22 protein-coding genes are annotated in these 21,828 nt (G+C 59.2%); 6 read left to right on the top strand and 16 right to left on the bottom strand.

All coding sequences use genetic code 11. The annotated features are described in order from the left end of the window. Window positions 1-148 precede the first annotated feature (148 nt). Window positions 149-811 carry a 2-polyprenyl-3-methyl-6-methoxy-1,4-benzoquinone monooxygenase gene (gene coq7, locus HF945_RS03180; protein WP_290524310.1) on the top strand — a complete coding sequence of 221 codons (663 nt, stop codon included), beginning with the start codon at window positions 149-151 and terminating at the stop codon, window positions 809-811. 496 nt (window positions 812-1,307) lie between these two features. Here coq7 and speD read toward each other — a convergent pair whose 3' ends face one another. Both speD and HF945_RS03170 read right to left on the bottom strand, forming a co-directional pair. Further along, on the bottom strand, window positions 1,308-2,090 hold the full coding sequence (speD, locus tag HF945_RS03175) for an adenosylmethionine decarboxylase (RefSeq protein WP_290525384.1): 783 nt from the start codon (window positions 2,088-2,090) through the stop codon (window positions 1,308-1,310). A 165-nt stretch (window positions 2,091-2,255) separates the two neighbouring features. Further along, entirely contained in the window at window positions 2,256-2,672 is a 417-nt protein-coding gene (locus HF945_RS03170) for an OsmC family protein (RefSeq protein ID WP_290524309.1), read from the bottom strand. 278 nt (window positions 2,673-2,950) lie between these two features. Here HF945_RS03170 and crp point away from each other — a divergent pair, with 278 nt between their 5' ends. Further along, window positions 2,951-3,580, top strand: coding sequence for a cAMP-activated global transcriptional regulator CRP (crp, locus tag HF945_RS03165; protein WP_035233015.1), 630 nt, complete (start codon window positions 2,951-2,953; stop codon window positions 3,578-3,580). 413 nt (window positions 3,581-3,993) lie between these two features. Here the strand turns inward: crp and HF945_RS03160 are convergent, their stop codons facing one another. From HF945_RS03160 to trpE, 5 genes are all read right to left on the bottom strand, one after another. Further along, window positions 3,994-4,293: an isochorismate lyase gene (locus HF945_RS03160; protein WP_290524308.1), complete on the bottom strand. Its 300-nt coding sequence runs from the start codon at window positions 4,291-4,293 to the stop codon at window positions 3,994-3,996. A 352-nt stretch (window positions 4,294-4,645) separates the two neighbouring features. Further along, entirely contained in the window at window positions 4,646-5,443 is a 798-nt protein-coding gene (gene trpC, locus HF945_RS03155; protein WP_290524307.1) for an indole-3-glycerol phosphate synthase TrpC, read from the bottom strand. 24 nt (window positions 5,444-5,467) lie between these two features. Further along, window positions 5,468-6,511, bottom strand: coding sequence for an anthranilate phosphoribosyltransferase (trpD, locus tag HF945_RS03150; protein WP_290524306.1), 1,044 nt, complete (start codon window positions 6,509-6,511; stop codon window positions 5,468-5,470). Then, window positions 6,508-7,101 (bottom strand): aminodeoxychorismate/anthranilate synthase component II, encoded by a 594-nt coding sequence (locus tag HF945_RS03145; RefSeq protein ID WP_290524305.1) that lies wholly within the window; start codon window positions 7,099-7,101, stop codon window positions 6,508-6,510. Before HF945_RS03145 ends, trpD begins: the two co-directional genes overlap by 4 nt. Then, on the bottom strand, window positions 7,101-8,594 hold the full coding sequence (gene trpE / locus HF945_RS03140) for an anthranilate synthase component I (protein ID WP_290524304.1): 1,494 nt from the start codon (window positions 8,592-8,594) through the stop codon (window positions 7,101-7,103). Before trpE ends, HF945_RS03145 begins: the two co-directional genes overlap by 1 nt. A gap of 474 nt (window positions 8,595-9,068) precedes the next feature. Here trpE and HF945_RS03135 point away from each other — a divergent pair, with 474 nt between their 5' ends. From HF945_RS03135 to HF945_RS03125, 3 genes are all read left to right on the top strand, one after another. Continuing rightward, window positions 9,069-9,527: an MOSC domain-containing protein gene (locus HF945_RS03135; protein ID WP_290524303.1), complete on the top strand. Its 459-nt coding sequence runs from the start codon at window positions 9,069-9,071 to the stop codon at window positions 9,525-9,527. Between the two features lie 255 nt (window positions 9,528-9,782). After that, entirely contained in the window at window positions 9,783-10,349 is a 567-nt protein-coding gene (locus tag HF945_RS03130) for a DUF1415 domain-containing protein (RefSeq protein WP_290524302.1), read from the top strand. Continuing rightward, on the top strand, window positions 10,346-10,687 hold the full coding sequence (locus HF945_RS03125; RefSeq protein ID WP_290524301.1) for a DUF3301 domain-containing protein: 342 nt from the start codon (window positions 10,346-10,348) through the stop codon (window positions 10,685-10,687). The genes HF945_RS03130 and HF945_RS03125 overlap by 4 nt, the downstream gene beginning before the upstream one ends. A gap of 248 nt (window positions 10,688-10,935) precedes the next feature. On the opposite strand, the gene HF945_RS03120 is transcribed toward HF945_RS03125, so the two are convergent. From HF945_RS03120 to cyoA, 8 genes are all read right to left on the bottom strand, one after another. After that, entirely contained in the window at window positions 10,936-11,358 is a 423-nt protein-coding gene (locus tag HF945_RS03120) for a VOC family protein (protein WP_290524300.1), read from the bottom strand. A 339-nt stretch (window positions 11,359-11,697) separates the two neighbouring features. Next, window positions 11,698-12,249: a response regulator transcription factor gene (locus HF945_RS03115; RefSeq protein ID WP_290524299.1), complete on the bottom strand. Its 552-nt coding sequence runs from the start codon at window positions 12,247-12,249 to the stop codon at window positions 11,698-11,700. 1 nt (window position 12,250) lies between these two features. Further along, window positions 12,251-13,585: an ATP-binding protein gene (locus HF945_RS03110; protein WP_290524298.1), complete on the bottom strand. Its 1,335-nt coding sequence runs from the start codon at window positions 13,583-13,585 to the stop codon at window positions 12,251-12,253. A gap of 41 nt (window positions 13,586-13,626) precedes the next feature. After that, window positions 13,627-14,328: an SURF1 family protein gene (locus HF945_RS03105; protein ID WP_290524297.1), complete on the bottom strand. Its 702-nt coding sequence runs from the start codon at window positions 14,326-14,328 to the stop codon at window positions 13,627-13,629. 256 nt (window positions 14,329-14,584) lie between these two features. Beyond that, entirely contained in the window at window positions 14,585-14,941 is a 357-nt protein-coding gene (cyoD, locus tag HF945_RS03100; protein WP_290524296.1) for a cytochrome o ubiquinol oxidase subunit IV, read from the bottom strand. Further along, window positions 14,938-15,579, bottom strand: coding sequence for a cytochrome o ubiquinol oxidase subunit III (cyoC, locus tag HF945_RS03095; protein WP_290524295.1), 642 nt, complete (start codon window positions 15,577-15,579; stop codon window positions 14,938-14,940). Before cyoC ends, cyoD begins: the two co-directional genes overlap by 4 nt. Continuing rightward, on the bottom strand, window positions 15,572-17,572 hold the full coding sequence (gene cyoB / locus HF945_RS03090; protein WP_290524294.1) for a cytochrome o ubiquinol oxidase subunit I: 2,001 nt from the start codon (window positions 17,570-17,572) through the stop codon (window positions 15,572-15,574). Before cyoB ends, cyoC begins: the two co-directional genes overlap by 8 nt. A 38-nt stretch (window positions 17,573-17,610) precedes the next feature. Next, entirely contained in the window at window positions 17,611-18,612 is a 1,002-nt protein-coding gene (gene cyoA / locus HF945_RS03085) for a ubiquinol oxidase subunit II (RefSeq protein ID WP_290524293.1), read from the bottom strand. Window positions 18,613-18,829: 217 nt separating this feature from the next. Here cyoA and HF945_RS03080 point away from each other — a divergent pair, with 217 nt between their 5' ends. After that, on the top strand, window positions 18,830-20,134 hold the full coding sequence (locus tag HF945_RS03080) for an MFS transporter (protein ID WP_290524292.1): 1,305 nt from the start codon (window positions 18,830-18,832) through the stop codon (window positions 20,132-20,134). 484 nt (window positions 20,135-20,618) lie between these two features. Here HF945_RS03080 and HF945_RS03075 read toward each other — a convergent pair whose 3' ends face one another. Next, entirely contained in the window at window positions 20,619-21,728 is a 1,110-nt protein-coding gene (locus HF945_RS03075) for an NADH:flavin oxidoreductase (protein ID WP_290524291.1), read from the bottom strand. Window positions 21,729-21,828 lie beyond the last annotated feature (100 nt).

Raw genomic sequence — 21,828 nt, 5'->3', positions numbered from 1 at the left:
CGCAACACGCATCATGCTTCACGCGCGGCTAAAGAATCCTTGTTATTGTGTTGAATCAAATGCCGAAGTTGCTGGCTTCGGCTACACTAGAATCTCTGTAACCAACCCTGCGTGCAAGCGTGTTGCATGCTGCGTGAAGCGTATAACCATGACCGAACGTCGACTGACACCTCTTGACCGCCTGCTGGCCCGTGCTGATAACGCCCTGCGCACCCTGACGCCGGGTACCATTCAGGCAGAACGTGCTCCCACTGCCACGCCGGAGAGCCCCGGCGGTGAGGCTCAGCCGGGCATCCTGCCCACCGACCAGCGTCGCCATGTGATGGGCCTGATGCGCATCAACCATACCGGTGAGGTGTGTGCCCAGGCGCTGTATCAGGGCCAGGCCAGCACAGCCAGCCTGCCGCATATCCGCCATGCCATGGAAGAGGCAGCCAAAGAAGAAGAGGACCATCTGGCCTGGTGTGAGGAGCGCATACGGGAGCTGGGCGGCGCGCCCAGCAAACTCAACCCGCTGTTCTATGCCATGAGCTACGCCATGGGCGCCACCGCCGGGCTGATTGGCGATCGCTGGAGCCTGGGCTTTGTCTCTGAAACCGAAAACCAGGTGGTGAAACACCTCGAGTCTCACCTGTTCCAGGTCCCGGAAAGCGACCTGCGCACCCGCGCCATCCTCGAACAGATGCGCAGCGACGAACTCAAGCACGCCGTCACCGCCAAAGACGCCGGCGGCGCCGACCTGCCGCCCCCGATCCGCCACGCCATGACATTGATGAGCAAGGTGATGACGTTTGCGACTTATCGGGTTTGATTAGTTAACAGTGAATAGTGAACAGTTAACAGCGTCGCGCCAAACGTCATCAGGTGCCGAGAACAAAGAGACCGCGCCCAGAACCCGGGCGTGGCCTTTTGTTTGTGACAACGTTTATTTCGAAGCCGCTGTAGGAACGTAGCGCAGCGGAGTAACGCACGTAGTGCGGCCCGAAGGGTAAGCGGAGCGAATAACTTGCCTGCAAGCGATCCGAGCAACAGCGAGGTAAAAAGATTCGAGTTGTGGGTCACGAGTTTCGAAAGGCAAGGATTCAAACCTCGCGCCTGGCCTCCAGTTTTGGATTTTCGAAACTCGCTTCTGGAATCCTTACCTCGCCAAGGCTCGGATCGCTTGCAGGCAAGCTCCTACAGCGGTTTCATCCTTGGCGTCAGGCAGTCAAACAAAGGCCGCGCCCAGGTTCTGGGCGCGGCCTCTTTACTTTCAGCAGGCAGCGGCGCTAATCGCGCAGCTGTTAACTGTTAACTATTCACTGCTTTCAGCCCAGATTACGGCTATAGAAAATCTCCAGCATCTCGGTCTTGAGGCGTTCTTCAATCTGGTCCAGCTCTTCCTGGTTGAACTCATCGCTGCCGGCACCGAACAGGTAGTTGTCGATATCGAAGTCCTTGAGCAACATCTTGGTGTGGAAGATGTTTTCCTGATACACATTCACGTCGATCATCTGATAGGCGTTCTGGGTATCTTCGGTGAGGAAGTTCTGGATCGAGTTGATGTCGTGATCGATGTAGTGCTTGGTGCCATCCAGATCACGGGTCATGCCCCGCACCCGGTAGTCCACGGTGACGATATCGGAATCGAAGCTGTGGATCAGGTAGTTCAGCGCCCGCAGCGGTGAAATCACCCCGCAGGTGGACACGTCCACATCTACCCGGAAGGTGGAAATGCCATTGTCCGGGTGGGATTCCGGGTAGGTGTGCACAGTCACGTGGCTCTTGTCCAGGTGAGCCACCACGGTGTCCGGCAACGGACCGGGGGCTTCCTCATCCCAGTCAGTGCCATCCGGCGGGGTCTCGTGCTCGGCAATGAGCATGGTCACGCTGGCACCCTGCGGATCGTAATCCTGCCGGGCCACATTGAGAATATTGGCGCCAATGATCTTGGTCACATTGGTGAGAATCTCGGTGAGACGCTCGGCATTATACAGCTCATCAATATATTCGATGTATTCCTGACGGTGCTGCTCCGTCTTTGCATAAGCGATATCAAAAATATTGAAGCTCAAGGATTTGGTCAGGTTATTGAAACCATGAACCGTAATCTTGGGATTGGGATCTTTCACCACAGCCGTACCCCACGGGCGTTTCACCGCCACATCAGAACCAACACATTACCGCCCCACGGCGGCGACCTGGATGCAAAACGGCACTCGCCGTCTCGCCCTCTCCCCGGCAGCCGCCGGGAAACTTGCCCTGATCGTTATCGATCAGGGTTCAATGGTATAACTATGGGTGATCTCAACACCACCGCGAGTCAGCATGATGCTGGCAGAACAATACTTCTCTGCAGACAGCTCCACGGCACGCTTCACCTGATTCTCTTTCAGGTTATTACCGCTCACGATGAAATGCAGATGAATCTTGCTGAATACCGCCGGCACGTCATCCACACGCTCGGCGGTCAGCTCACACCGGCAGTCGGTCACGTCCTGGCGGGATTTTTTCAGGATATGCACCACATCAAAGGACGAGCAGCCACCCACGCCCAGCAGCAGGGTTTCCATGGGCCGTGGACCCCGGTTCTGGCCACCGTGATCCGGCGGACCGTCCATCAGCACCTGATGGCCGCTTTCCGTCTGCCCTTCGTAGCAGGCTTCGCCCTGCCACTGAACCACTGCTTTCATGGCCGTCTCCTGAGTCTGTTGATGCGGGATCCACAACCCCGTAAAAAGGCGCGCAGAGTACCATAGCAGGGGGGCTTCGCCACCCCCTTTTGTCAGCGCCTGCAATGGCTTTTACATGCCGTTCTGGCTAGCCAGTGAGCGGCTTTGTCCCCCCTGGGCCACCGTCCGGGCCGGGAAAAGCGAGAGTGAGAGCCAGTTCCCTTGGCATGACCCATAAAAACAGGCAATATCCATGACTTATTGGCTAAGACATTTTTCTGGCTTAAGACTGAGCGCCCATGACTGAAGGCAACAAAATTATTCCAAATCTGGACCATTTCCTGGCCAATTGTCACCGTCGCAAATATCCGGCGAAAAGCACAATTATCTATGCCGGGGATGAGTCAGATGCACTGTATTACATTCTGAAGGGGTCTGTGACCGTCATGATCGAGGATGATGACGGCCGCGAAATGATCATGGCCTACCTCAATGAGGGGGATTTCTTCGGTGAAATGGGGCTGTTCGAGAATGACCCGTCCCGCTCTGCCTGGGTTAAGGCCAAGAGTGAATGTGAAGTAGCGGAAGTCAGCTACGCAAAATTCAAGCAGCTGGCCCGCGAAGACGCCGATATCCTGTTCGCCGTCTCCGCCCAGATCGCCGGCCGCCTGCGCGCCACTACCCGAAAGGTGGGTGACCTGGCGTTCCTGGACGTAACCGGCCGCGTGGCAGGCACCCTGCTGGACTTGTGCAAACAACCCGACGCCATGACCCACCCCGACGGCATGCAAATCAAGGTCACCCGCCAGGAAATCGGCCGCATCGTCGGCTGCTCCCGTGAAATGGTGGGCCGGGTACTGAAGAATCTGGAAGAACAGGGTCTGGTATCTGTGAAGGGCAAGACCATGGTGGTTTACGGCACGCGCTGAAAAGCAATTAATAGTTAATAGTGAATAATTAATAGCTGCGCGGATTGGCACCATTCTGATCTGAAAGCATTGAGGCCGCGCCCGGAATCCGGGTGCGGCCTCTTTGTTTGTACAAACACTTCCTTCAAGCCACCGTAGGAGCCCAGCTTGCCTGGGCGAACCGTGCGAAGCACCGCATCATCCGGGCGCAACCAGGCATTCCAGGCAGACAGGAATTCGATAGAGACACCCGTCACGGCCTGCAGCCCTACCTCGCCAAGGCTCGGATCGCCCAGACAAGCTGGGCTCCTACGGTGGCTTCGTAACAAAGCTGTTCATACACAGAGGCCGCGCCCAATCTCTGGACGCGGCCTCTATCCTGTAAGCCAACCCCCACACATCCCGCGCAGCTATTAATTATTCACTATTAACTATTAACTGCCTTTAAAAGCCGCCATTTCCCGCTGGATAAAGTGCTCCACCAAATCCCGGTACAGCTTCTCGACCATATCCGCATCCAGCCCTTCCTGCTCCGCCCACTCTCTTCGGGTCTGCAGCATGGTCCGGAACCGTTCTGGCGCCCTGACACCATCTTCGCTGGTCTTGAAGGCCGCTGCGGCATGCACATAACCCGCCCTCTCGCCGAGCAAGGCGATAATCTCACGATCCCGGCGATCAATTTCGGCACGAATATCCTCCATCCCCAGACATTCCTCCGGTGACTTAGCTGTCATGCTTCCTCCTTGAAACAACAAGGCCGCAACCAGAATCTGGACGCGGCCACTTTTATCTGTAGCCGACCGTTCTACAAAGTCACCGCAGGAGCCCAGCTTGCCTGGGCGAACCGTGCGGAGCACGTCATCATCCGCGGCGCTACCTGGCATTCCAGGCAGACAGGGATTCGATAGAGAAACCTGTCACGGCCTGCAACCCTACCTCGCCGAGGCTCGGATCGCCCAGGCAAGCTGGGCTCCTACGGCGACTCTGTAGAAACGAAGAAGCCGCACCCAATTCATGGGCGCGGCCTCTATGCTGTACGCCAATACCCACGCATCACGCGCAGCTATTAACTATTCAGTATAACTATTAACTGAAGAACAGCGCCTTCAGCCCCTCCCCCGGGTCCGCTTCGCGCATGAACGCTTCTCCCACCAGGAAGGCATGAATGCCGTTGCTGCGCATCAGCTTCACATCCGCGGCGGTGTGGATGCCGCTTTCGGTGATGATCATGCGGTCGGCGGGCACGTTTTCGGCCAGGGTCAGCGTGGTGTCCAGGCTGGTCTCGAAGGTATGCAGGTTGCGGTTGTTGATGCCGATCAGCTCCGCGTTCAGCTTCACCGCCCGCTCCAGCTCTTCTTCGGTGTGCACTTCCACCAGCACGTCACAGCCGGCCTGCTGGGCAGCATGGTTAAGCTCGTCCAGCTGAGCATCGGACAGGGCCGCCACGATCAACAGCACCGCATCGGCGCCCATGGCACGGGATTCGAAGATCTGCCAGGGGTCGATCATGAAATCCTTGCGAATCACCGGCAGTTCCACCGCGTTCCGGGCGGCCCGTAGGTAATCTTCGTGGCCCTGGAAAAAATCCTGGTCAGTGAGCACTGACAGACAGGCTGCGCCATGCTTTTCATAGCTCCGGGCAATGGCCACCGGATCGAAATCATCGCGTATCACCCCCTTGCTGGGGGACGCCTTCTTGATTTCGGCAATCACCGCCGGCTGCTTGTCACGCACCCGGTCAAACAGGGCGCGGGCAAAACCGCGGGCCTTGCCCTGGTTCTCCGCCATGGATTGCAGATCACCGAGGGTGTAGTTGTTCTTGCCCACCGCAATCTCTTCCTGCTTGCGGGCAATAATCTTGTCGAGAATAGTGCCGGTACTCATAACGATACTCCCTGTCCTGGCCTGTCAGTCCGCCGCCGTAAGGGCAGTACTGAACTGGGCAAGCTCACGCATGCGTTCCGCTGCCTCTCCATTGTGTATCAGGTCTTCGGCCATGCGTACCCCCTCTTTGTGAGTTCGGGTAATACCGCTCACATAGATAGCTGCACCGGCATTCAGTGCAATCATGTCCGCCGCCTTGCTGGCCGCGTCTGTGGTGCGCTTGCCCAGGGCATCCTTGATCAGGGCCAGGGAGCCATCAGAGCTGCTTACATCCAGCCCCACCAAGGAGGCGGAATCAAGCCCCAGATCTTCCGGGGTCACGTCATACTCGCTCACGGCACCGTCCTTGAACTCCGCCACATGGGTGCGGGTGGCCAGGGAAATCTCGTCCAGGCCGTCCTTGCTGTGCACCACCATCACGTGCTCAGCGCCCAGGCGCCCCATCACTTCTGCCATGGGCCGGCACAGTTTCTCGCTGAACACCCCCAGCACCAGGCGCTGCACGCCAGCCGGGTTGGTCATCGGTCCGAGGATATTGAACAGGGTACGCATACCCAGTTCCTTGCGCGGGCCCACCGCATACTTCATGGCCTTGTGGTGGTTGGGAGCAAACATGAAGCCCACGCCCACGTTGTCCACACAGCTTCCAATCTGTTCCGGGGTCAGGTCCAGGGCAATCCCGGCGGTTTCCAGCAGGTCAGCAGAACCACTGCTGGAGCTCACCGAACGGCCACCGTGCTTGGCCACGTGGGCACCGGCGGCTGCGGCCACAAAGGCACTGGCCGAGGACACATTGAACAGGTTGGCGCCATCACCACCGGTGCCGACGATATCTACCAGATACTGGCGATTGGCCACCGGCACTGCGGTCACCAGCTCGCGCATCACCTGCACACCACCGGTAATTTCATCCAGGGATTCGCTTTTCATGCGCAGGGCCACCAGGAATCCGCCGATCTGGGCATCGGTGGCGCCGCCGGTCATGATCTGGCGCATCACGTCCTGCATCTCGTCCACGCTCAAATCAATCTGCTCGACCACCTTGGCCAGGGCTTCCTGAATATTCATGCGCCTTGCTCTCCTTTCAGAAAATTGTCGAGCAGGGCGTGGCCGTGCTCACTGAGGATGGACTCCGGGTGATACTGCACCCCCTCAATCGGCAGGGTCTTGTGCCGCATGCCCATGATCTCGTCCATACTGCCGTCTTCATTCTGGGTCCAGGCCGTGATCTCCAGACAATCTGGCAGGCTGCCCTTTTCCACCACCAGGGAGTGGTAGCGGGTGGCGATGTAGGGGGACGGCAGATCCCGGAAGATGCCCACGCCACTGTGATAGATCGGCGAGGTCTTGCCGTGCATCACCTGACGGGCCCGCACCACCTCGCCGCCAAACGCCTGACCGATGCTCTGGTGTCCCAGGCACACACCCAGAATAGGCAGCTTGCCGGCAAAGTGCTTGATAGCCGCAATGGAAATCCCGGCCTCATTAGGCGTACAGGGCCCCGGCGATACCATCAACCGGTCCGGGTTGAGGGCTTCAATCTCCTCAAGGGTGATCTGGTCGTTGCGATGTACCAGCACCTCGGCGCCCAGTTCCTGCAGATACTGCACCAGGTTGTAGGTAAAACTGTCGTAGTTATCGATCATCAAGACACGCATTACCGCTGCCCTCCGTCTGCCAGGTTGAGACCACCCAATGCCAGGTTCACCGCCCGGAATACTGCCCGGGCTTTGTTCATGGTCTCGTCCCACTCGGACTGGGGCACCGAGTCAGCCACAATGCCGGCGCCCGCCTGCACGTACAGCCGCTCGTCCTTCACCACCGCGGTGCGGATGGCGATGGCCGTGTCCATATCGCCGTTGAAGCCGATGTAACCCACTGCACCGCCATAGATGCCGCGCTTGGTGGGTTCCAGCTCATCAATGATTTCCATGGCGCGAATCTTTGGCGCGCCACTCAGGGTACCCGCCGGGAAGGTGGCACTGAGCACTTCCAACGGCCCCTGGCCGTCCTTCAGCTCGCCTTCCACGTTGGAAACGATGTGCATCACGTGGGAATAGCGCTCTACCACCATCTTGTCGGTGAGGTTCACCTTGCCAGGTTTGGCCACCCGGCCCACATCGTTGCGGCCCAGATCGATCAGCATCAGATGCTCGGCGATTTCCTTCGGATCCGCCAGCAGGTCCGCTTCCAGGGCCTTGTCTTCCTCGGTGGAGGCACCGCGCTTGCGGGTACCGGCAATGGGGCGCACGGTCACCCGCCCCTGCTCGGCCCGGGCAAGGATTTCCGGCGAAGAACCGGCAATGTGGAAGTCATCCAGATCCAGATAGAACATGTACGGCGACGGGTTCAGGTAGCGCAGAGCGCGGTACAGATCCATGGCCGGCGCCTTGAAAGGGCAGCTCATGCGCTGGGCCGGCACCACCTGCATCACATCGCCGGCGAGAATGTACTCGCGCACCTTCTCCACCCCGGCCTTGAACTGGGCTTCCGGGAACTCGCTCTGAAAATCACTTTCGTCCACCGGATCGCCATACACCGTATGCTCGGGCTCCGGCAGCGGCGCCCGCAGTTTCTCCTCCAGGGCCTCCAGCCGGACCTCTGCCTGCTCTGCGGCATCGGCAGCAGTGGGGTCCACGTGCACGATCAGATACAGCGAACCACGCAGGTTGTCGAACACCACCACTTCTTCGGAACGCATCAGCAGGATATCGGGCACGCCCAACACATCCTTGCCCGGTGCCGGGCCCAGCCGCGGCTCGAAATAACGCACGCTGTCATAACCGAAATAACCCACCAGACCACCATTGAAACGGGGCAGCCCGGGCAGTTCCGGAGACCGATACTGCTGGCGATAGCTCTCGATCCAGCGGATCGGATCTTCCACATCTAGCTGGGTTTCACCATCGGCATTGCTCACCGAGACCTTCTGGCCAGTGATGCGAATGACTTCTTCAGCGGGCAAGCCAAGGATGGAATAGCGGCCCCATTGCTCGCCGCCCTGCACGGATTCAAACAGGTAGCTGTAAGGCCCCTGGGCCAGCTTGCGGTACGCCGTCAGCGGCGTATCCAGATCCGCCAGCACCTCGCGGACAACAGGGACGCGGGTGTAGCCCTCTTGGGCGTAACGATCCAGTTCTTGTGGTGACATGGTTTTTCCTTATCCGACCTTTCTCTGGGAGGCCGATATCGAGAATGCAGATTGTAGAGCAAAGGGGGGTGTCAGTGCAGACGTGATGCGCACAAACACAGGGAAAGCGTCACCATCGCCAGCTGGCGGGTGCGGACAGGGAAGCAGAGCTGTTGATCGGGGTACGGTCCAAGGGGGACGTCCTTTCTCAAGCGAGGTCGATGGCTGAAATTGTAGTCAATGTTAACGCCGGACGCCAGACGCCGGACGCCTTACCGGGAGCCCATGGAGGAAACTCCGTGGGAGCGTGCTTGCACGCGAAGCTTTCCAGTCACCCTTTCGCGTGCAAGCACGCCCCCACAGCAAGCCAGAAGCCAAATCTACCGTGCAGATTGAATTCAGCCGCCCCCGCTCTCATGTAAACTAGATCGCACAACGTCAACCGGATGCTTTTTGCGTCTGGCGTCGGGCAGCCGGCGTCGGGCGTCCCCAGCCATGAATATTGTCGCCCTCTACACCGCCGATGAGTCCCGTGGCCCCATGACCGGCCACGAAGCCGTGCAATTGCGTGCCGGCTGCGGCATCGTTGGTGACCGCCACTACAAGCGCAATACCAAACCCGAAGAGCAGCTCACCCTGATCGAGCATGAGGCCGTGGACGCCTTCAACGAAGAGTTCGGCCAGGAAGTGCAGCCCCACCAGCTGCGCCGCAACATCGTTACCCAGGGCGTGGATCTCAATGCCCTGGAGGGCCATGAATTCATGATCGGCCCGGTGCGGGTGCGCGGCATCGAGCTGTGTGAGCCCTGCTCGGTGGTGGGCAAACTGCTGGCCGGCGAGCTTACGCCCACCCGCATCATCCAGTCCTTCATGGGCCGCGGCGGTCTACGCTGCGAGATCCTCTCAACAGGCGTGGTGAGAGTGGGCGACGACATTGTGATCCCCAGCGAATGAGGGTCAAGCTTCAAGGTTCAACGCGGAGCAAGGCCAACAGAATTTCAGCGCCGTGGCCGCGAACCAACGCAGGGCGCGGACTGAAGAGTCGAAGATAACATCGGACATCTTCCGCGTTGCAACTTGAAACTTGTCACTTGCAACTCGACCGTAGGGCGGAAATTGGCGCCAGCCAATCTCCGCCATGAACACCCAGCGGCGGAGATTCCCTCCGGGAATTTCCGCCCTACGACACTTTTTAGAGCGCTTCACCGCATGAACGACGTGGAAAAAACCCGCTACATCAACCAGACCCGCCAATGGCTGGAACAGGTGGTGATCGGCCTGAACCTGTGCCCCTTCGCCCGCAAACCCTTCCAGAAAGGCCAGGTGCGTTTTGCCGTGACCGACAGCCGCAACGTGGAAACCCTGCTGCAGGATCTCTACGACGAACTGGAAAAACTGGCGACGACACCCGCCAGCACCATCGACACCACCCTGCTTATCATCCCCGATCAACTGGATGACTTTTACGACTACAACGACATGCTGGATCTGGCCGACGCCCTGCTGGAACAGCAGGACTGGGTAGGCACCTTCCAGATCGCCAGCTTCCACCCGGCCTATCAGTTTGCCGACACGGAAGCGGACGACCCGGGCAACTACACCAACCGGGCGCCCTTCCCGATCCTGCACCTGCTGCGTGAAGACAGTCTGGAGCAGGGGCTCGCCAGCTACCCGGACCCGGAAGCCATTCCCGAACGCAACCTGGATACCCTGGACAACCTCAGCGAAGCCCAGTGGCTCAGTCTGTTCGGCGGCCCGCCGGGAGCCTCGCGATGAATCTGGATTTGGGGGATATCTTTCTGGTCACCGCCGTGGTGATCATCGCCGCCCTGTTCTGGCGCTCCCACGGAATCCGTGAGCGGGCCCTGGCCTACACACGCAAATACTGTGAACGGGAAGCGCTGGAGTTTCTCGACGACACCGTGGGCATGGACAAGCTGACCCTGCAACGGGACAGCAACGGCAAGCTACGCATCACCCGCATCTACCGCTTCGAATTCACCGTCACCGGCGGCGAACGCTATCAGGGCCACACCATCGTCATGGGCGGCACGGTGCACCGCGTCGACCTGCCCCCCCACCGCTACACCCCACCCCCTGAACAGCTGCACTAGGTCGCGGAGATCGCGACACACACCGTAGGAGCCTGCCTGCAGGCGATCTGAGCAACAGCGAGGTAAAAAGATTCGAGTTGCGGGTCACGAGTTTCGAAAGGCAAAACACTTTGCGCATTCTGGAGGTTTTGAGATTTTCGCAACTCGAAACTCGTTACTCGCGTCTCTGGAATCCGTACCTCGCCGAGGCTCGGATCGCTTGCAGGCAAGCTCCTACAGCGGCACCGTGAAGCAGGGAATGCTGTGTATTACGGCATGGGCTTATCGCAATTCACCATCCACGGCACCCCAAACCGGTCTACACACATACCGAACCGTTTTGCCCAGAAGGTCTCCTCCAAAGGCATGGTGACCCGCCCCCCTTCACTCAACTGGGCAAATACCAATTCGGCTTTCTCCACCGATTCCATTCCGATATTGATAATGGTGCCCTGCGGCGTCTCATACTGGTCTGGCGGACAATCCGAACCCATCAACGTCAAACCATCGCGTTCCAGACAGATATGACAAATCCGATCATGCATCTCCTTCGGCACCTCTTCCGCCATGGGCGTTTCTCCCATAGTGATCAGAAAGGTCACCGGCGCCTCCAGCACCTGGGCATACAGCTCGAAGGCCTCCCGGCAGCTGCCCGGAAAATTCAGGTAGGGGTTGATCTTCACATCAGACATGGTTTCTCTCCTTGAGATGATTGGCTATCCATAGCTAATCGAATGACATGACCGCCATTCGACAGGCATCGCTTTTGTAGGAGCCCAGCTTGCCTGGGCGAACCGAGCGACAGCGAGGGAATCTGTTTCGACTGACGAGGAACAAGTTTCGAAAGGCAAAACACCGCGTTCATTCTCGAGGTTGTGAGATTTTCGCAACTCGCACCTCGCGTCTCTGGAATCCATACCTCGCCGAGGCTCGGATCGCTTGCAGGCAAGCTCCTACGGGGCGTTAGCTGACCCGAAAGCTTTTGTCTTTGGATTTAGCTATTAACTATTCACTGTTAACTATTAATTGCTTTACTTGACGCGTTGTTTTTCCAGCTTGCGGGCAAGGGTGCGGCGATGCATGCCCAGGCGGCGGGCGGTTTCGGAAATGTTGAAGCCGGTCTCGGCCAGGGTTTCGTGGATGCGTTCCCATTCGAGGGTTTTCAGGTCCGACGACCGCGCGGTGAGCGACACATCGGTGGTCCCTTCCGCACGCTGGAAGGCATCCTCGATATCATCGGTGTTGGAAGGTTTGGCCAGGTAATGGCAGGCGCCCAGCTTCACCGCTTCCACCGCGGTGGCAATGCTGGCGTAACCGGTAAGGACCACGATCAGGGTCTCTTCATTGTGCTGGTGCAGGGTCTGCACACAGGCCAGCCCGGAAGCTTCGCCCTTGATCTTGAGATCCACCACCGCGTAACCCGGATTGTGGGTCTTGAGCACCTTCTCCATGGCCTCATGACTGTCCGCCGTCACCACGGTATAGCCACGGCGCTCGAAGGAACGCCCCAGGGTGCGGGCAAACGCTTCGTCATCTTCTACGATGAGCAACAGCCGCCCTTCATTTTCGATAGCGTCAGACATGTTAGCCCTCCTCTTCCAGCGTCACGGTGTTCAGGGGCAGCGACAGCGTCACCAACGCCCCGCCTTGGACCAGATTACGGGCGCGCAGATTGCCGCCCAGAGTGCGCAATACATTCATCACCAGAAACAGCCCCAGGCCACTGCCCGGTCTGCCCTTGGTGGACTGATACGGACGGCCGATACTGTCCAGCATGTCTTCCGGGAAGCCGGGACCCCGGTCAGTCACTGAAATCAGCAGCGTCTCGTCTTCGCGATGCACATCCAGCCGCACCCAGTTCGGCGAGGCCTCCAGGGCATTATCCAATACATTATGAATGCTTTGCTTGAGCGCGTCGTCGGAGACAATACGCAGGTCGGTGCCGAAATCATTCATGTAGATGAAATCCTTCACCGGCCGCGTGTCACGCCATTCCGCCACCAGCTCATCGAGGAACTCCCGCACTGTGGTTTCCTCGGAGGCTTCGCCGCGGGTTTCACCGGCAGACAAAAGAATGCCGCTGACAATGGATTTGCAGCGCAGCACCTGGGTCTGCATTTCGGCGATTTCCTGCGCCATGTCCGGATCATTCTTGAACGGCGCCATGTGTTTCCAATCCCCCAGAATCACCGACAGGGTGGCCAGCGGCGTGCCCAGCTCGTGGGCGGCGCCGGACGCCAGCAGCCCCATGCGGACAATGTGCTCTTCCTCTGCCGCACGCTGACGCAATTCCGCCAGACGCTCATCCCGCTGACGCTTGTTGCGGTTAATGCGGTTGATAAAGATCACCAGCAAGCCGCCGTTGAGCACAAAGCAGATCAACATGCCTTCGATATACAGACTGAACAGCCCACGGGAATGATCCAAAGGCATGGGCAAGGGATGCCCGTACCAGGCCAACCAGCCAAAACACAGGGTGGTGACAATCAGGATCACCCAGGTGGACCAGGCCTCCAGCAATACCGCGCCCAGAATCACCTGCAGCAGAAACAAAAAGACGAAGGGGTTGGTGGCGCCGCCGCTAAGAAAAAGCAGCATGGTGAGTGTGCCCACGTCCACCAGCAGGGACAGAAACAGCTCAGTGTTTCCAATGGGGCGGCGCACCCGCAGGCGCAATACACTCAGGGCGTTGAACAGCAACAAGCCGAACAACACGATCAACATGTTGGACACCGGCAGCGGCACATCCAGCCCGTAGTAAACCACCAGAATGGTGGCGAACTGGCCGAACATGGCAATCCAGCGTAGCTGGATCAGCAGCTGCAGGTTCTTGCGCCCGGTGGCATCGTCGCTACCGCTGCCCAGTACACTGCGCAGGGCGGAAAGGGGATGCCGGTTGGCAGAATCGGTTGTACTCATGGTTTCCATGCCGTCAGTGTAACGGCTTCCACGTGAAAGCGTCAGCGATGCCGCTGCACCAGCCACCCCGCCAGTACCACGCCTAACGCCAGTGCGAACCAGGTGATGGCATACACCAGATGGTTATTACGGAACTGGATAACGGTGAGCCCGCCGATCGGCAAGGCCTCCCCCGCTCTGGCCTCATCTACAAAGAACGGGGCTACAGGGGCAATGCTTTGTCTGGCCGCCATGGCCTGCACATCGCGGGAATACCAGCGATTTTCCGCGGGCACGTTGTCACGCAGTACGCCACCGCCGGGATGGCTGAGACGCAGCAGACCGGTCACGGTCACTTCACCCTGCGGAGTAAACTCACCCGCCTGAGCCGGCTTGCGCTCGGACTGAGGCACAAAGCCCTGATTGATGTACAACCAACTGCCATCCGCCCGTTGCAGTGGCGCCATCACCCAATAGCCCTGCCCCGCTTCCGTGGCAGCGGACACCAATGACACGGCCTCCGGCCGATAGTGCCCGGTCACCGTCACAGGGCGGTATTCATGGCTGGCATGGGTCACGTCTGCCCACTCTTCCCGGGCAGGCGCCACCACGGCCTGCGCATGCACCCGCGCATCGATACGCGCAATCAGATCTTCCTTCCACGCCAGCCGCTTTATCTGCCAGACACCCAGCGACATAAAGCCAGCAAAGGCCAACGCCGCCAGCAGCAGAAAAACAAAAGCCAGAAAACGCCGACGAGCCATGGTCATGCCTCTTCAAACGTGGAGGGAGAGGGGAAGGAATCCGTAGGAGCCTGCCTGCAGGCGATCTTTCACCAGCAAAGACAGATTCGCCTGCAGGCAGGCTCCTACGGCGGGACGGAGCGCGAACGGGACATTTCTGCATTCCCCCTACATCACCCCAACATCACTTCAAACGTAGTGAAAGGTAAGGCAGAAATCGGCTATGCCGGTTTCCGTCTTACGCATGTTGCGTGATGCGTGTCGCGTGAAGCGTCGCCTATTCCATCATCCCCGGCATCATGTTCACGTTCAGGTTGTACATCACCCACAACGAACCCGCGAGGGTAATGAACACCAGGATCAACGTGAAAATCAGCGCCAGCATGTTCCAGCCACCTTCCGAATGGAAGTTCATGTGCAGGAAATACACCATGTGCACCACGATCTGCACCAGCGCAAAGGCCAGGATTACCAGGACGGTGGTGGCTGAGCTCTCAAATACATTGCCCATCACCAGCCAGAACGGAATCACGGTGAGGATCACCGCCAGCACAAAACCGGTGAGGTATTCCTTCAGGGAAACATGGGGAATGTCATCATCGTGATGATCATGCTCGTGTGTATGCTCGCTCATGGCAGCACTCCCATCAGGTAAACGTAAGTAAATACGCCGATCCAGACCACATCCAGGAAATGCCAGAACATGGACAGGCAGAATACCCGGCGCTTGTTTTCCACAATCAAACCGTGCTTCTTCAACTGGAACAGCAGGGTCACCAGCCACACGATGCCGAAGAACACGTGCAGACCGTGAGTCCCTACCAGCGCGAAGAAAGCGGTCCAGAAACCGCTGGTCTGCGGGCCAGCGCCCACGTGAATCAGGTGATGGAACTCATACAGTTCCAGCCCAAGAAAGCCCGCGCCCAGCAGGCCGGTAATGGCCAGCCAGAACATGGTGCCCTTCACCTTGTTGGCCTGCATTTGCAGCATGGCGAAGCCATAGGTGATCGACGAGATCAGCAGCAACGAGGTGTTGATGGCGATCAGGTTCAGATCGAACAGTTCCATGCCGGTGGGCCCGCCCGCATAGCTGCGACCGAGCACACCATAGGTGGCAAACAGACAAGCGAAGATCAGACAGTCGCTCATCAGGTAGAGCCAGAAACCCAGCAGGGTACCGTTCTGGGGGTGGTGATCCCCCTTCACGAGAAATTCCAGCGGGGCCTTCTTGTCGCTGTCATTCACAGCAGCAGTCATGGTGTTATCAGACATTGGCAAGCACCCGTGTACGTTCTGCTTCAATCCGCGCTACTTCTTCCGCCGGGATGTAGTAGTCACGGTCGTAGTTGAAGGTGTGGTAAATCGCCGTGCCGATCAGGGCCACAAAGGACACACCTGCCAGCAGCCACATGTGCCAGATCAGGGCAAAGCCCACCACCACACTGATACCGGAGAGCACGATGCCCGCCCAGGTGCCCTTGGGCATATGAATCGGGATAAAGCCGGATTCAGGACGCTGGAAACCGTGCTGCTTCATCTGCCACCAGGCATCCAGATCATGCACGCGGGGCGTGAAGGCAAAGTTGTACGGCGGCGGCGGTGAGGAAGTGGACCACTCAAGAGTGCGGCCATCCCACGGATCACCGGTTTCGTCCTTCAGGGCTTCGCGGCGCTTGAAACTCACCACCAGCTGGATAACGAAAGCAGCAATACCCACCGCAATCAGCACCGCACCGAAGGCGGCAATCTGGAACCAGATCTGCAGGGACTGATCTTCGAAGTGGCTGACGCGACGGGTCACGCCCATCAGGCCAAGCACGTACAGCGGCATGAAGGCGAAGTAGAAACCGATCAGCCAGAACCAGAAGGACATCTTGCCCCAGAACTCATCCAGCTTGAATCCGGTAGCCTTCGGGAACCAGTAGGTGATACCGGCAAAGAGACCGAACAGCACACCGCCAATGATCACGTTATGGAAATGCGCGATCAGGAACAGGCTGTTATGCAGCACGAAGTCCACCGGCGGTACCGCCAGCAAGACACCGGTCATGCCACCGATCACGAAGGTGACCATGAAGCCCACGGTCCACAGCATCGGCACATCGAACTTGATGCGGCCGCGGAACATGGTGAACAGCCAGTTGAAGATCTTCGCGCCCGTGGGGATCGAGATAATCATGGTGGTGATCCCGAAGAACGAGTTCACGCTGGCCCCCGAGCCCATGGTGAAGAAGTGGTGCAGCCATACCAGGTAGGACAGCACAGTAATCACCACGGTGGCGTATACCATGGAGGTATAACCGAACAGCGGCTTGCGGCTGTAGGTGGCCACGATCTCGGAGAAGATACCGAACACCGGCAGGATCAGGATGTACACCTCCGGGTGACCCCAGATCCAGATCAGGTTCACGTACATCATGGCATTGCCGCCCAGATCGTTGGTGAAGAAGGCGGTGTCCAGGTAACGGTCCATGGTCAGCATGCCCAACACGGCAGTCAGCACCGGGAAGGCCGCTACGATCAATACGTTGGTACACAGAGACGTCCAGGTGAACACTGGCATCTTCATCAGGCTCATGCCCGGTGCACGCATCTTGACGATGGTCACCAGCAGGTTGACGCCCGACAGCAAGGTGCCCACACCGGCAATCTGCAACGACCAGATGTAGTAATCCACCCCGACTCCGGGGCTCTGCAATATCCCCGATAGCGGCGGGTAGGCCAGCCAGCCGGTCTTGGCGAATTCACCAATGAACAGCGACATCATCATCAGCACGGCGCCAGCGGTGGTCATCCAGAAGCTGAAGTTATTCAGGAACGGGAACGCCACATCGCGGGTGCCTATTTGTAACGGAATCAGGTAGTTCATGATCCCGGTTACCAGCGGCATGGCCACGAAGAAGATCATGATCACGCCGTGGGCGGTGAAGATCTGGTCGTAGTGATCCGGTGGCAGATAGCCCGCGGAATCCCCGAAAGCCAGCGCCTGCTGCAGACGCATCATGATGGCATCGGCAAAGCCACGCAGCAGCATCACCAGACCGAGGATGATGTACATGATGCCGATCTTCTTGTGGTCGATGGTGGTGAACCACTCGTTCCACAGGTAACCCCACAGCTTGTAGCGGGTAATGGCGGCCAGCATGGCCACACCGCCCACCGCTACCACCGCGAAGGTGGCGAGGATGATCGGATCATGGAACGGGATTGCATCCCAGGTCAGGCGACCAAAGATCAGCTTGGTCAGGTCCAGGTTCTCAAACATGGGCGGCACCTACTGCGTATGTGGTCTGGAGTTCGGTGTTAATCATGGTGGCCTCCATGCTCGCCGTGACCGGCGTGGCTCTCGTGACCTTCATGGCCCTCAGCCTCGCCGTGATGTTCCCCGTGCTGGCCCATGCCGCTGTGGTACATCATGTCTTCCATGCACACGGTGCCCGGCACCACACAGCGATTGAGAATGCCGTGGTACAGGGTTGGATCCACGTTGGCGTACAGCGTCACCGGCACCTTGGCGCTGGGCACTTCCAGTTCCAGGTAGGTGTCGCGATCCAGGCTCAGCTCGCTGGCCTTCACCTTCGCCACCCAGGCGTCGAAGTCCGCCTCACTGAGCCCGTGGAAATCAAACTTCATGTGGGAATAGCCCGCGCCGCTGTAGTTGGCGGAGAACCCCTTGTAGACACCCGGCTCGTTGATCACCCCATGCAGCTTGGTTTCCATGCCCGCCATGGCATAGATCTGTCCGGCCAGAGCCGGAATGAAGAACGAATTCATCATGGTGGACGCGGTGATCTTGAAGCGGATCGGATGATCCACCGGCGCTGCCAGCTCATTCACCGTGGCAATGCCCTGCTCCGGGTAGATGAACAGCCACTTCCAGTCCAGCGCCACCACTTCCACGGTGAGCGGCTCCAGATCGGCGGGCACCGGGGTCTGTGCATCAATCCGGTCCAGCGGACGGTAGGGGTCCAGCTTGTGGGTGCCCACCCAGGTCATGGCGCCCAGGGCGATGATGATCATCAGTGGTACCGCCCAAATCACCAGCTCCAGCACGGTGGAATGGGTCCACTCCGGGGCGTAGGTGGCTTCTTCGTTGGTCTCGCGGTAGCGCCAGGCGAACCACAGGGTCAGCACGATGACCGGCACAATCACCAGCAACATGAGGATGGTGGCCCAGACAAGCAGGTCACGCTGTTGCATGGCAATGTCTCCGGACGGGGACATTACCACCGTGTCACAGCCGGTTAGCAGTGCGGCTGCCAGCAGGGTCAACACCACCCCACGCAATAGTTTGGCTATTTGCATTGGCGTACTTCTGTTGGCTTATGGGATCAGGAGAGGGAGCGGATCTGCGACTCCCTTTGCGGCACCTTAGCCAAGGGAAGGGGTAGCCGGTATTGGACATTTTGTCCCATCGGCTTAAAGTCCTAAGCAGGCTTGATGGAAATCAATGCATGACTGGCCATTCACGTTTAGGGCCGCCAGCAAGCCTCCATAACAACTTCGAGGAAGAGCGCACAACATGTCTCAGAGCTACGCAGCCCCCTCACCGGGGCAAAGCCACGCCCCCGTGGCCCCCAATGAAATCGCCGTTGGCGTGGTCATCGGCCGCACCTCCGAATATTTCGACTTCTTCGTCTACGGGATTGCCTCGGTCCTGATCTTTCCCCAGGTCTTCTTTCCGTTTACCGGCCAACTGCAGGGCATGCTCTATGCCTTCACCCTGTTCGCCCTGGCCTTTGTGGCGCGCCCTTTCGGTACCGCCCTGTTCATGTGGATCCAACGTCAGTGGGGCCGCGGCGTGAAACTCACCGCCGCCCTGTTCCTGCTGGGTACCGCCACCGCCGGGATCGCCTTCCTCCCCGGCCATGAAAAAATCGGCGGCTACGCCATCGCCCTGCTGGCCCTGTTCCGTATTATGCAGGGGGTAGCCTTCGGCGGCTCCTGGGACGGCCTGCCGTCCCTGCTGGCCCTGAACGCGCCCAAAGAGAAACGCAGCTGGTACGCCATGCTGGGCCAGCTGGGCGCGCCACTGGGCTTTGTGATCGCCAGCGCCCTGTTCCTGTACCTCTATAACAGCCTCACTGCCGCTGACTTCCTCGGCTGGGGTTGGCGTTACCCGTTCTTCGTGGCCTTTGCCATCAACGTGGTGGCCCTGTTTGCCCGCCTGCGCCTGGTGCTGGGCGAGGAATACACTGAAGCCATGCAGGAAAAAGAACTGGAGCCCATCCGCACCACCGAAATGGTGCGCGAAGAAGGCCACAACATTTTCATTGGTTCCTTCGCGGCGTTGGCCAGCTACGCCCTGTTCCATGTGGTGACCATCTTCCCGCTGTCCTGGATTGCCTTTCAGGGTAGCCAGACCACCGCCCAGGTGCTCACCGTACAGATCGTCGGCGGCTTCGTAGGCATCCTGGCCACCATCGGCTCCGGCTGGATCGCCGCGCGCATTGGCAAGCGCACCACCGTGGGCGCCCTGGCCGCCATGATCGGCGTGTTCAGCCTGCTCACTCCACTATTAATGGGCGGCAGCCCGGTCATGCAGGACACCTTTATCCTGCTCGGCTTCGCCCTGCTGGGGGTGTCCTATGGCCAGGCCTCCGGCACCGTCACCGCCAACTTCGCCCCGCGCTTCCGCTACACCGGCGCCGCCCTCACCTCCGACTTCGCCTGGCTGTTCGGCGCGGCCTTCGCCCCCCTGGTGGCCCTGGGCCTGTCCGCCAAATTCGGCCTGTTGTCGGTGACCGTGTACCTGCTCTCCGGCGTCATCTGCACCCTGCTCGCCCTGGCCATCAACCAGTCCCTGGAGGATCAGGGCGAGGACTGAGCGGCAAGCTACAAGCCTCAAGCTGCAACGCGGTTTGAGGTCGCAGCGAACTGAAACACAGAGGCCGCGCCCAGACATTGGACGCGGCCTCTGTCGTTCAGCAATGCCCCTCTGTAGGAGCCCAGCTCGCCTGGGCGAACCGCATGGCAATGCGGACTCCGCCGCAGGGCTACCAAGCATTGGCTCTCCCGAAACAGGAGTGGGCCCAACCTCAACACTTCCTCGCTGTGGCTCGGTTCGCCCAGGCGAGCTGGGCTCCTACAGCGACTCCGTCGAAAAGCCAAACCGCACCTCCCGCTGTAGGAGCGGTCGTCCGACCGCGATAGCCGTGGCGCGGTGTTTTTTCGCGGTGGAACCACCGCTCCCACAAAATCGTCTGCACAACAAAAAAGGCCGCACCCAACCCTTGGACGCGGCCTCTTTCATTTCCGGGCCAGACAACCTGCCCCGCGTGCTTTTACTCACAGCTCATAGCTCGTAGCTGTCAGCTCAAACTCCCCAGCGCTGCCTTGGTAAACGGCGTAATCTCGTCTTCCTTGCCCTGACGCATCTTCACCAGCCAGTTCGGGTCCTGCAGCAACGCACGGCCCACGGCGATCAGATCGAACTCGTCGTTCTCCATGCGCCGGGTCAGCTCGTCCAGCCCCGCCGGGTTGGCGGTGCCGCCCATGCCTTCCGGGCTGTTCAGGAAGTCATCATCCAGGCCCACGCTGCCCACAGAAATGGTGGGCTTGCCGGTGATCTTTTTGGTCCAGCCCGCCAGGTTCAGATCAGAGCCTTCAAACTCCGGCAGCCAGAAACGTCGGGTAGAGGCATGGAAGATATCCACGCCCGCCTCCACGAACGGCATCAGGAAGCGCTCAAGCTCTTCCGGGTTCTGAGCCAGCCTGGCCTCGTAATCCTGCTGTTTCCACTGCGAGAAACGCAGCACGATGGCGAAGTCCTCACCCACCGCTTCACGGACCGCCTTGACGATCTCCACACCGATACGGGCCCGGTTCTCGATGGAGCCGCCGTACTCGTCGTCACGCTGGTTGGTGCCTTCCCAGAAAAACTGATCCAGCAGGTAGCCGTGGGCGCCGTGGATCTCCACGCCATCAAACCCCACCTCCTTGGCAGCCTTGGCGGACTCCGCAAAGGCACGGATCACGTCCTGGATGTCTTCTTTGGTCATGGCATGACCATTTTCCTTGCCCGGCTTGAACAGGCCAGACGGGGAATAACCGGGCACGTCCTTATCGGGGCCGATACCGGCCTTGCGCACCGCGCCCACATGCCACAGCTGCGGAATGATCTGGCCTCCGGCCTCGTGCACCGCATCCACCACCTTCTTCCAGCCCGCCATGGCCTCATCGCCATAGATGGCCGGCACCCGCTCGTAGCCGTTGGCCGCCTTGTGGCCCACAAAGGTACCTTCGGTGATGATCAACCCCACCTCGCCTTCGGCGCGGCGGCGGTAGTAACCCACCACTTCATCATTGGGCACATAGCCCGGAGAGAAGGTGCGGGTCATGGGGGCCATGGCCACCCGGTTCCGCAGCTTCAGGGATTTGCACTCAAACGGACGCAACAGGCTATCCAGTGAATTGCTCATAGGGGGCTCTCCCGAATCTCGTCTTAAAAAAATTAACAGAATCAGCGCTTCTGTCAGCCGGGAAACGCCCGGCCACATAATTTGGTTTCACGATGAAACC

Source organism: Alcanivorax sp., assembly GCF_017794965.1.
Lineage (GTDB): Bacteria > Pseudomonadota > Gammaproteobacteria > Pseudomonadales > Alcanivoracaceae > Alcanivorax.
The sequence above is the reverse complement of the archived record's forward strand: the minus strand, read 5'-3'. Positions and strand labels throughout refer to the sequence as shown.

Excerpts from the sequence above, each read along its gene's own strand:
- coq7 (WP_290524310.1), top strand. The coding sequence starts at position 149 with ATGACCGAACGTCGACTGACACCTCTTGACCGCCTGCTGGCCCGTGCT.
- HF945_RS03170 (WP_290524309.1), bottom strand. The coding sequence starts at position 2,672 with ATGAAAGCAGTGGTTCAGTGGCAGGGCGAAGCCTGCTACGAAGGGCAG.
- crp (WP_035233015.1), top strand. The coding sequence starts at position 2,951 with ATGACTGAAGGCAACAAAATTATTCCAAATCTGGACCATTTCCTGGCC.
- HF945_RS03160 (WP_290524308.1), bottom strand. The coding sequence starts at position 4,293 with ATGACAGCTAAGTCACCGGAGGAATGTCTGGGGATGGAGGATATTCGT.
- trpC (WP_290524307.1), bottom strand. The coding sequence starts at position 5,443 with ATGAGTACCGGCACTATTCTCGACAAGATTATTGCCCGCAAGCAGGAA.
- trpD (WP_290524306.1), bottom strand. The coding sequence starts at position 6,511 with ATGAATATTCAGGAAGCCCTGGCCAAGGTGGTCGAGCAGATTGATTTG.
- HF945_RS03145 (WP_290524305.1), bottom strand. The coding sequence starts at position 7,101 with ATGCGTGTCTTGATGATCGATAACTACGACAGTTTTACCTACAACCTG.
- trpE (WP_290524304.1), bottom strand. The coding sequence starts at position 8,594 with ATGTCACCACAAGAACTGGATCGTTACGCCCAAGAGGGCTACACCCGC.
- HF945_RS03135 (WP_290524303.1), top strand. The coding sequence starts at position 9,069 with ATGAATATTGTCGCCCTCTACACCGCCGATGAGTCCCGTGGCCCCATG.
- HF945_RS03130 (WP_290524302.1), top strand. The coding sequence starts at position 9,783 with ATGAACGACGTGGAAAAAACCCGCTACATCAACCAGACCCGCCAATGG.
- HF945_RS03125 (WP_290524301.1), top strand. The coding sequence starts at position 10,346 with ATGAATCTGGATTTGGGGGATATCTTTCTGGTCACCGCCGTGGTGATC.
- HF945_RS03120 (WP_290524300.1), bottom strand. The coding sequence starts at position 11,358 with ATGTCTGATGTGAAGATCAACCCCTACCTGAATTTTCCGGGCAGCTGC.
- HF945_RS03115 (WP_290524299.1), bottom strand. The coding sequence starts at position 12,249 with ATGTCTGACGCTATCGAAAATGAAGGGCGGCTGTTGCTCATCGTAGAA.
- HF945_RS03110 (WP_290524298.1), bottom strand. The coding sequence starts at position 13,585 with ATGAGTACAACCGATTCTGCCAACCGGCATCCCCTTTCCGCCCTGCGC.
- HF945_RS03105 (WP_290524297.1), bottom strand. The coding sequence starts at position 14,328 with ATGGCTCGTCGGCGTTTTCTGGCTTTTGTTTTTCTGCTGCTGGCGGCG.
- cyoD (WP_290524296.1), bottom strand. The coding sequence starts at position 14,941 with ATGAGCGAGCATACACACGAGCATGATCATCACGATGATGACATTCCC.
- cyoC (WP_290524295.1), bottom strand. The coding sequence starts at position 15,579 with ATGTCTGATAACACCATGACTGCTGCTGTGAATGACAGCGACAAGAAG.
- cyoB (WP_290524294.1), bottom strand. The coding sequence starts at position 17,572 with ATGTTTGAGAACCTGGACCTGACCAAGCTGATCTTTGGTCGCCTGACC.
- cyoA (WP_290524293.1), bottom strand. The coding sequence starts at position 18,612 with ATGCAAATAGCCAAACTATTGCGTGGGGTGGTGTTGACCCTGCTGGCA.
- HF945_RS03080 (WP_290524292.1), top strand. The coding sequence starts at position 18,830 with ATGTCTCAGAGCTACGCAGCCCCCTCACCGGGGCAAAGCCACGCCCCC.
- HF945_RS03075 (WP_290524291.1), bottom strand. The coding sequence starts at position 21,728 with ATGAGCAATTCACTGGATAGCCTGTTGCGTCCGTTTGAGTGCAAATCC.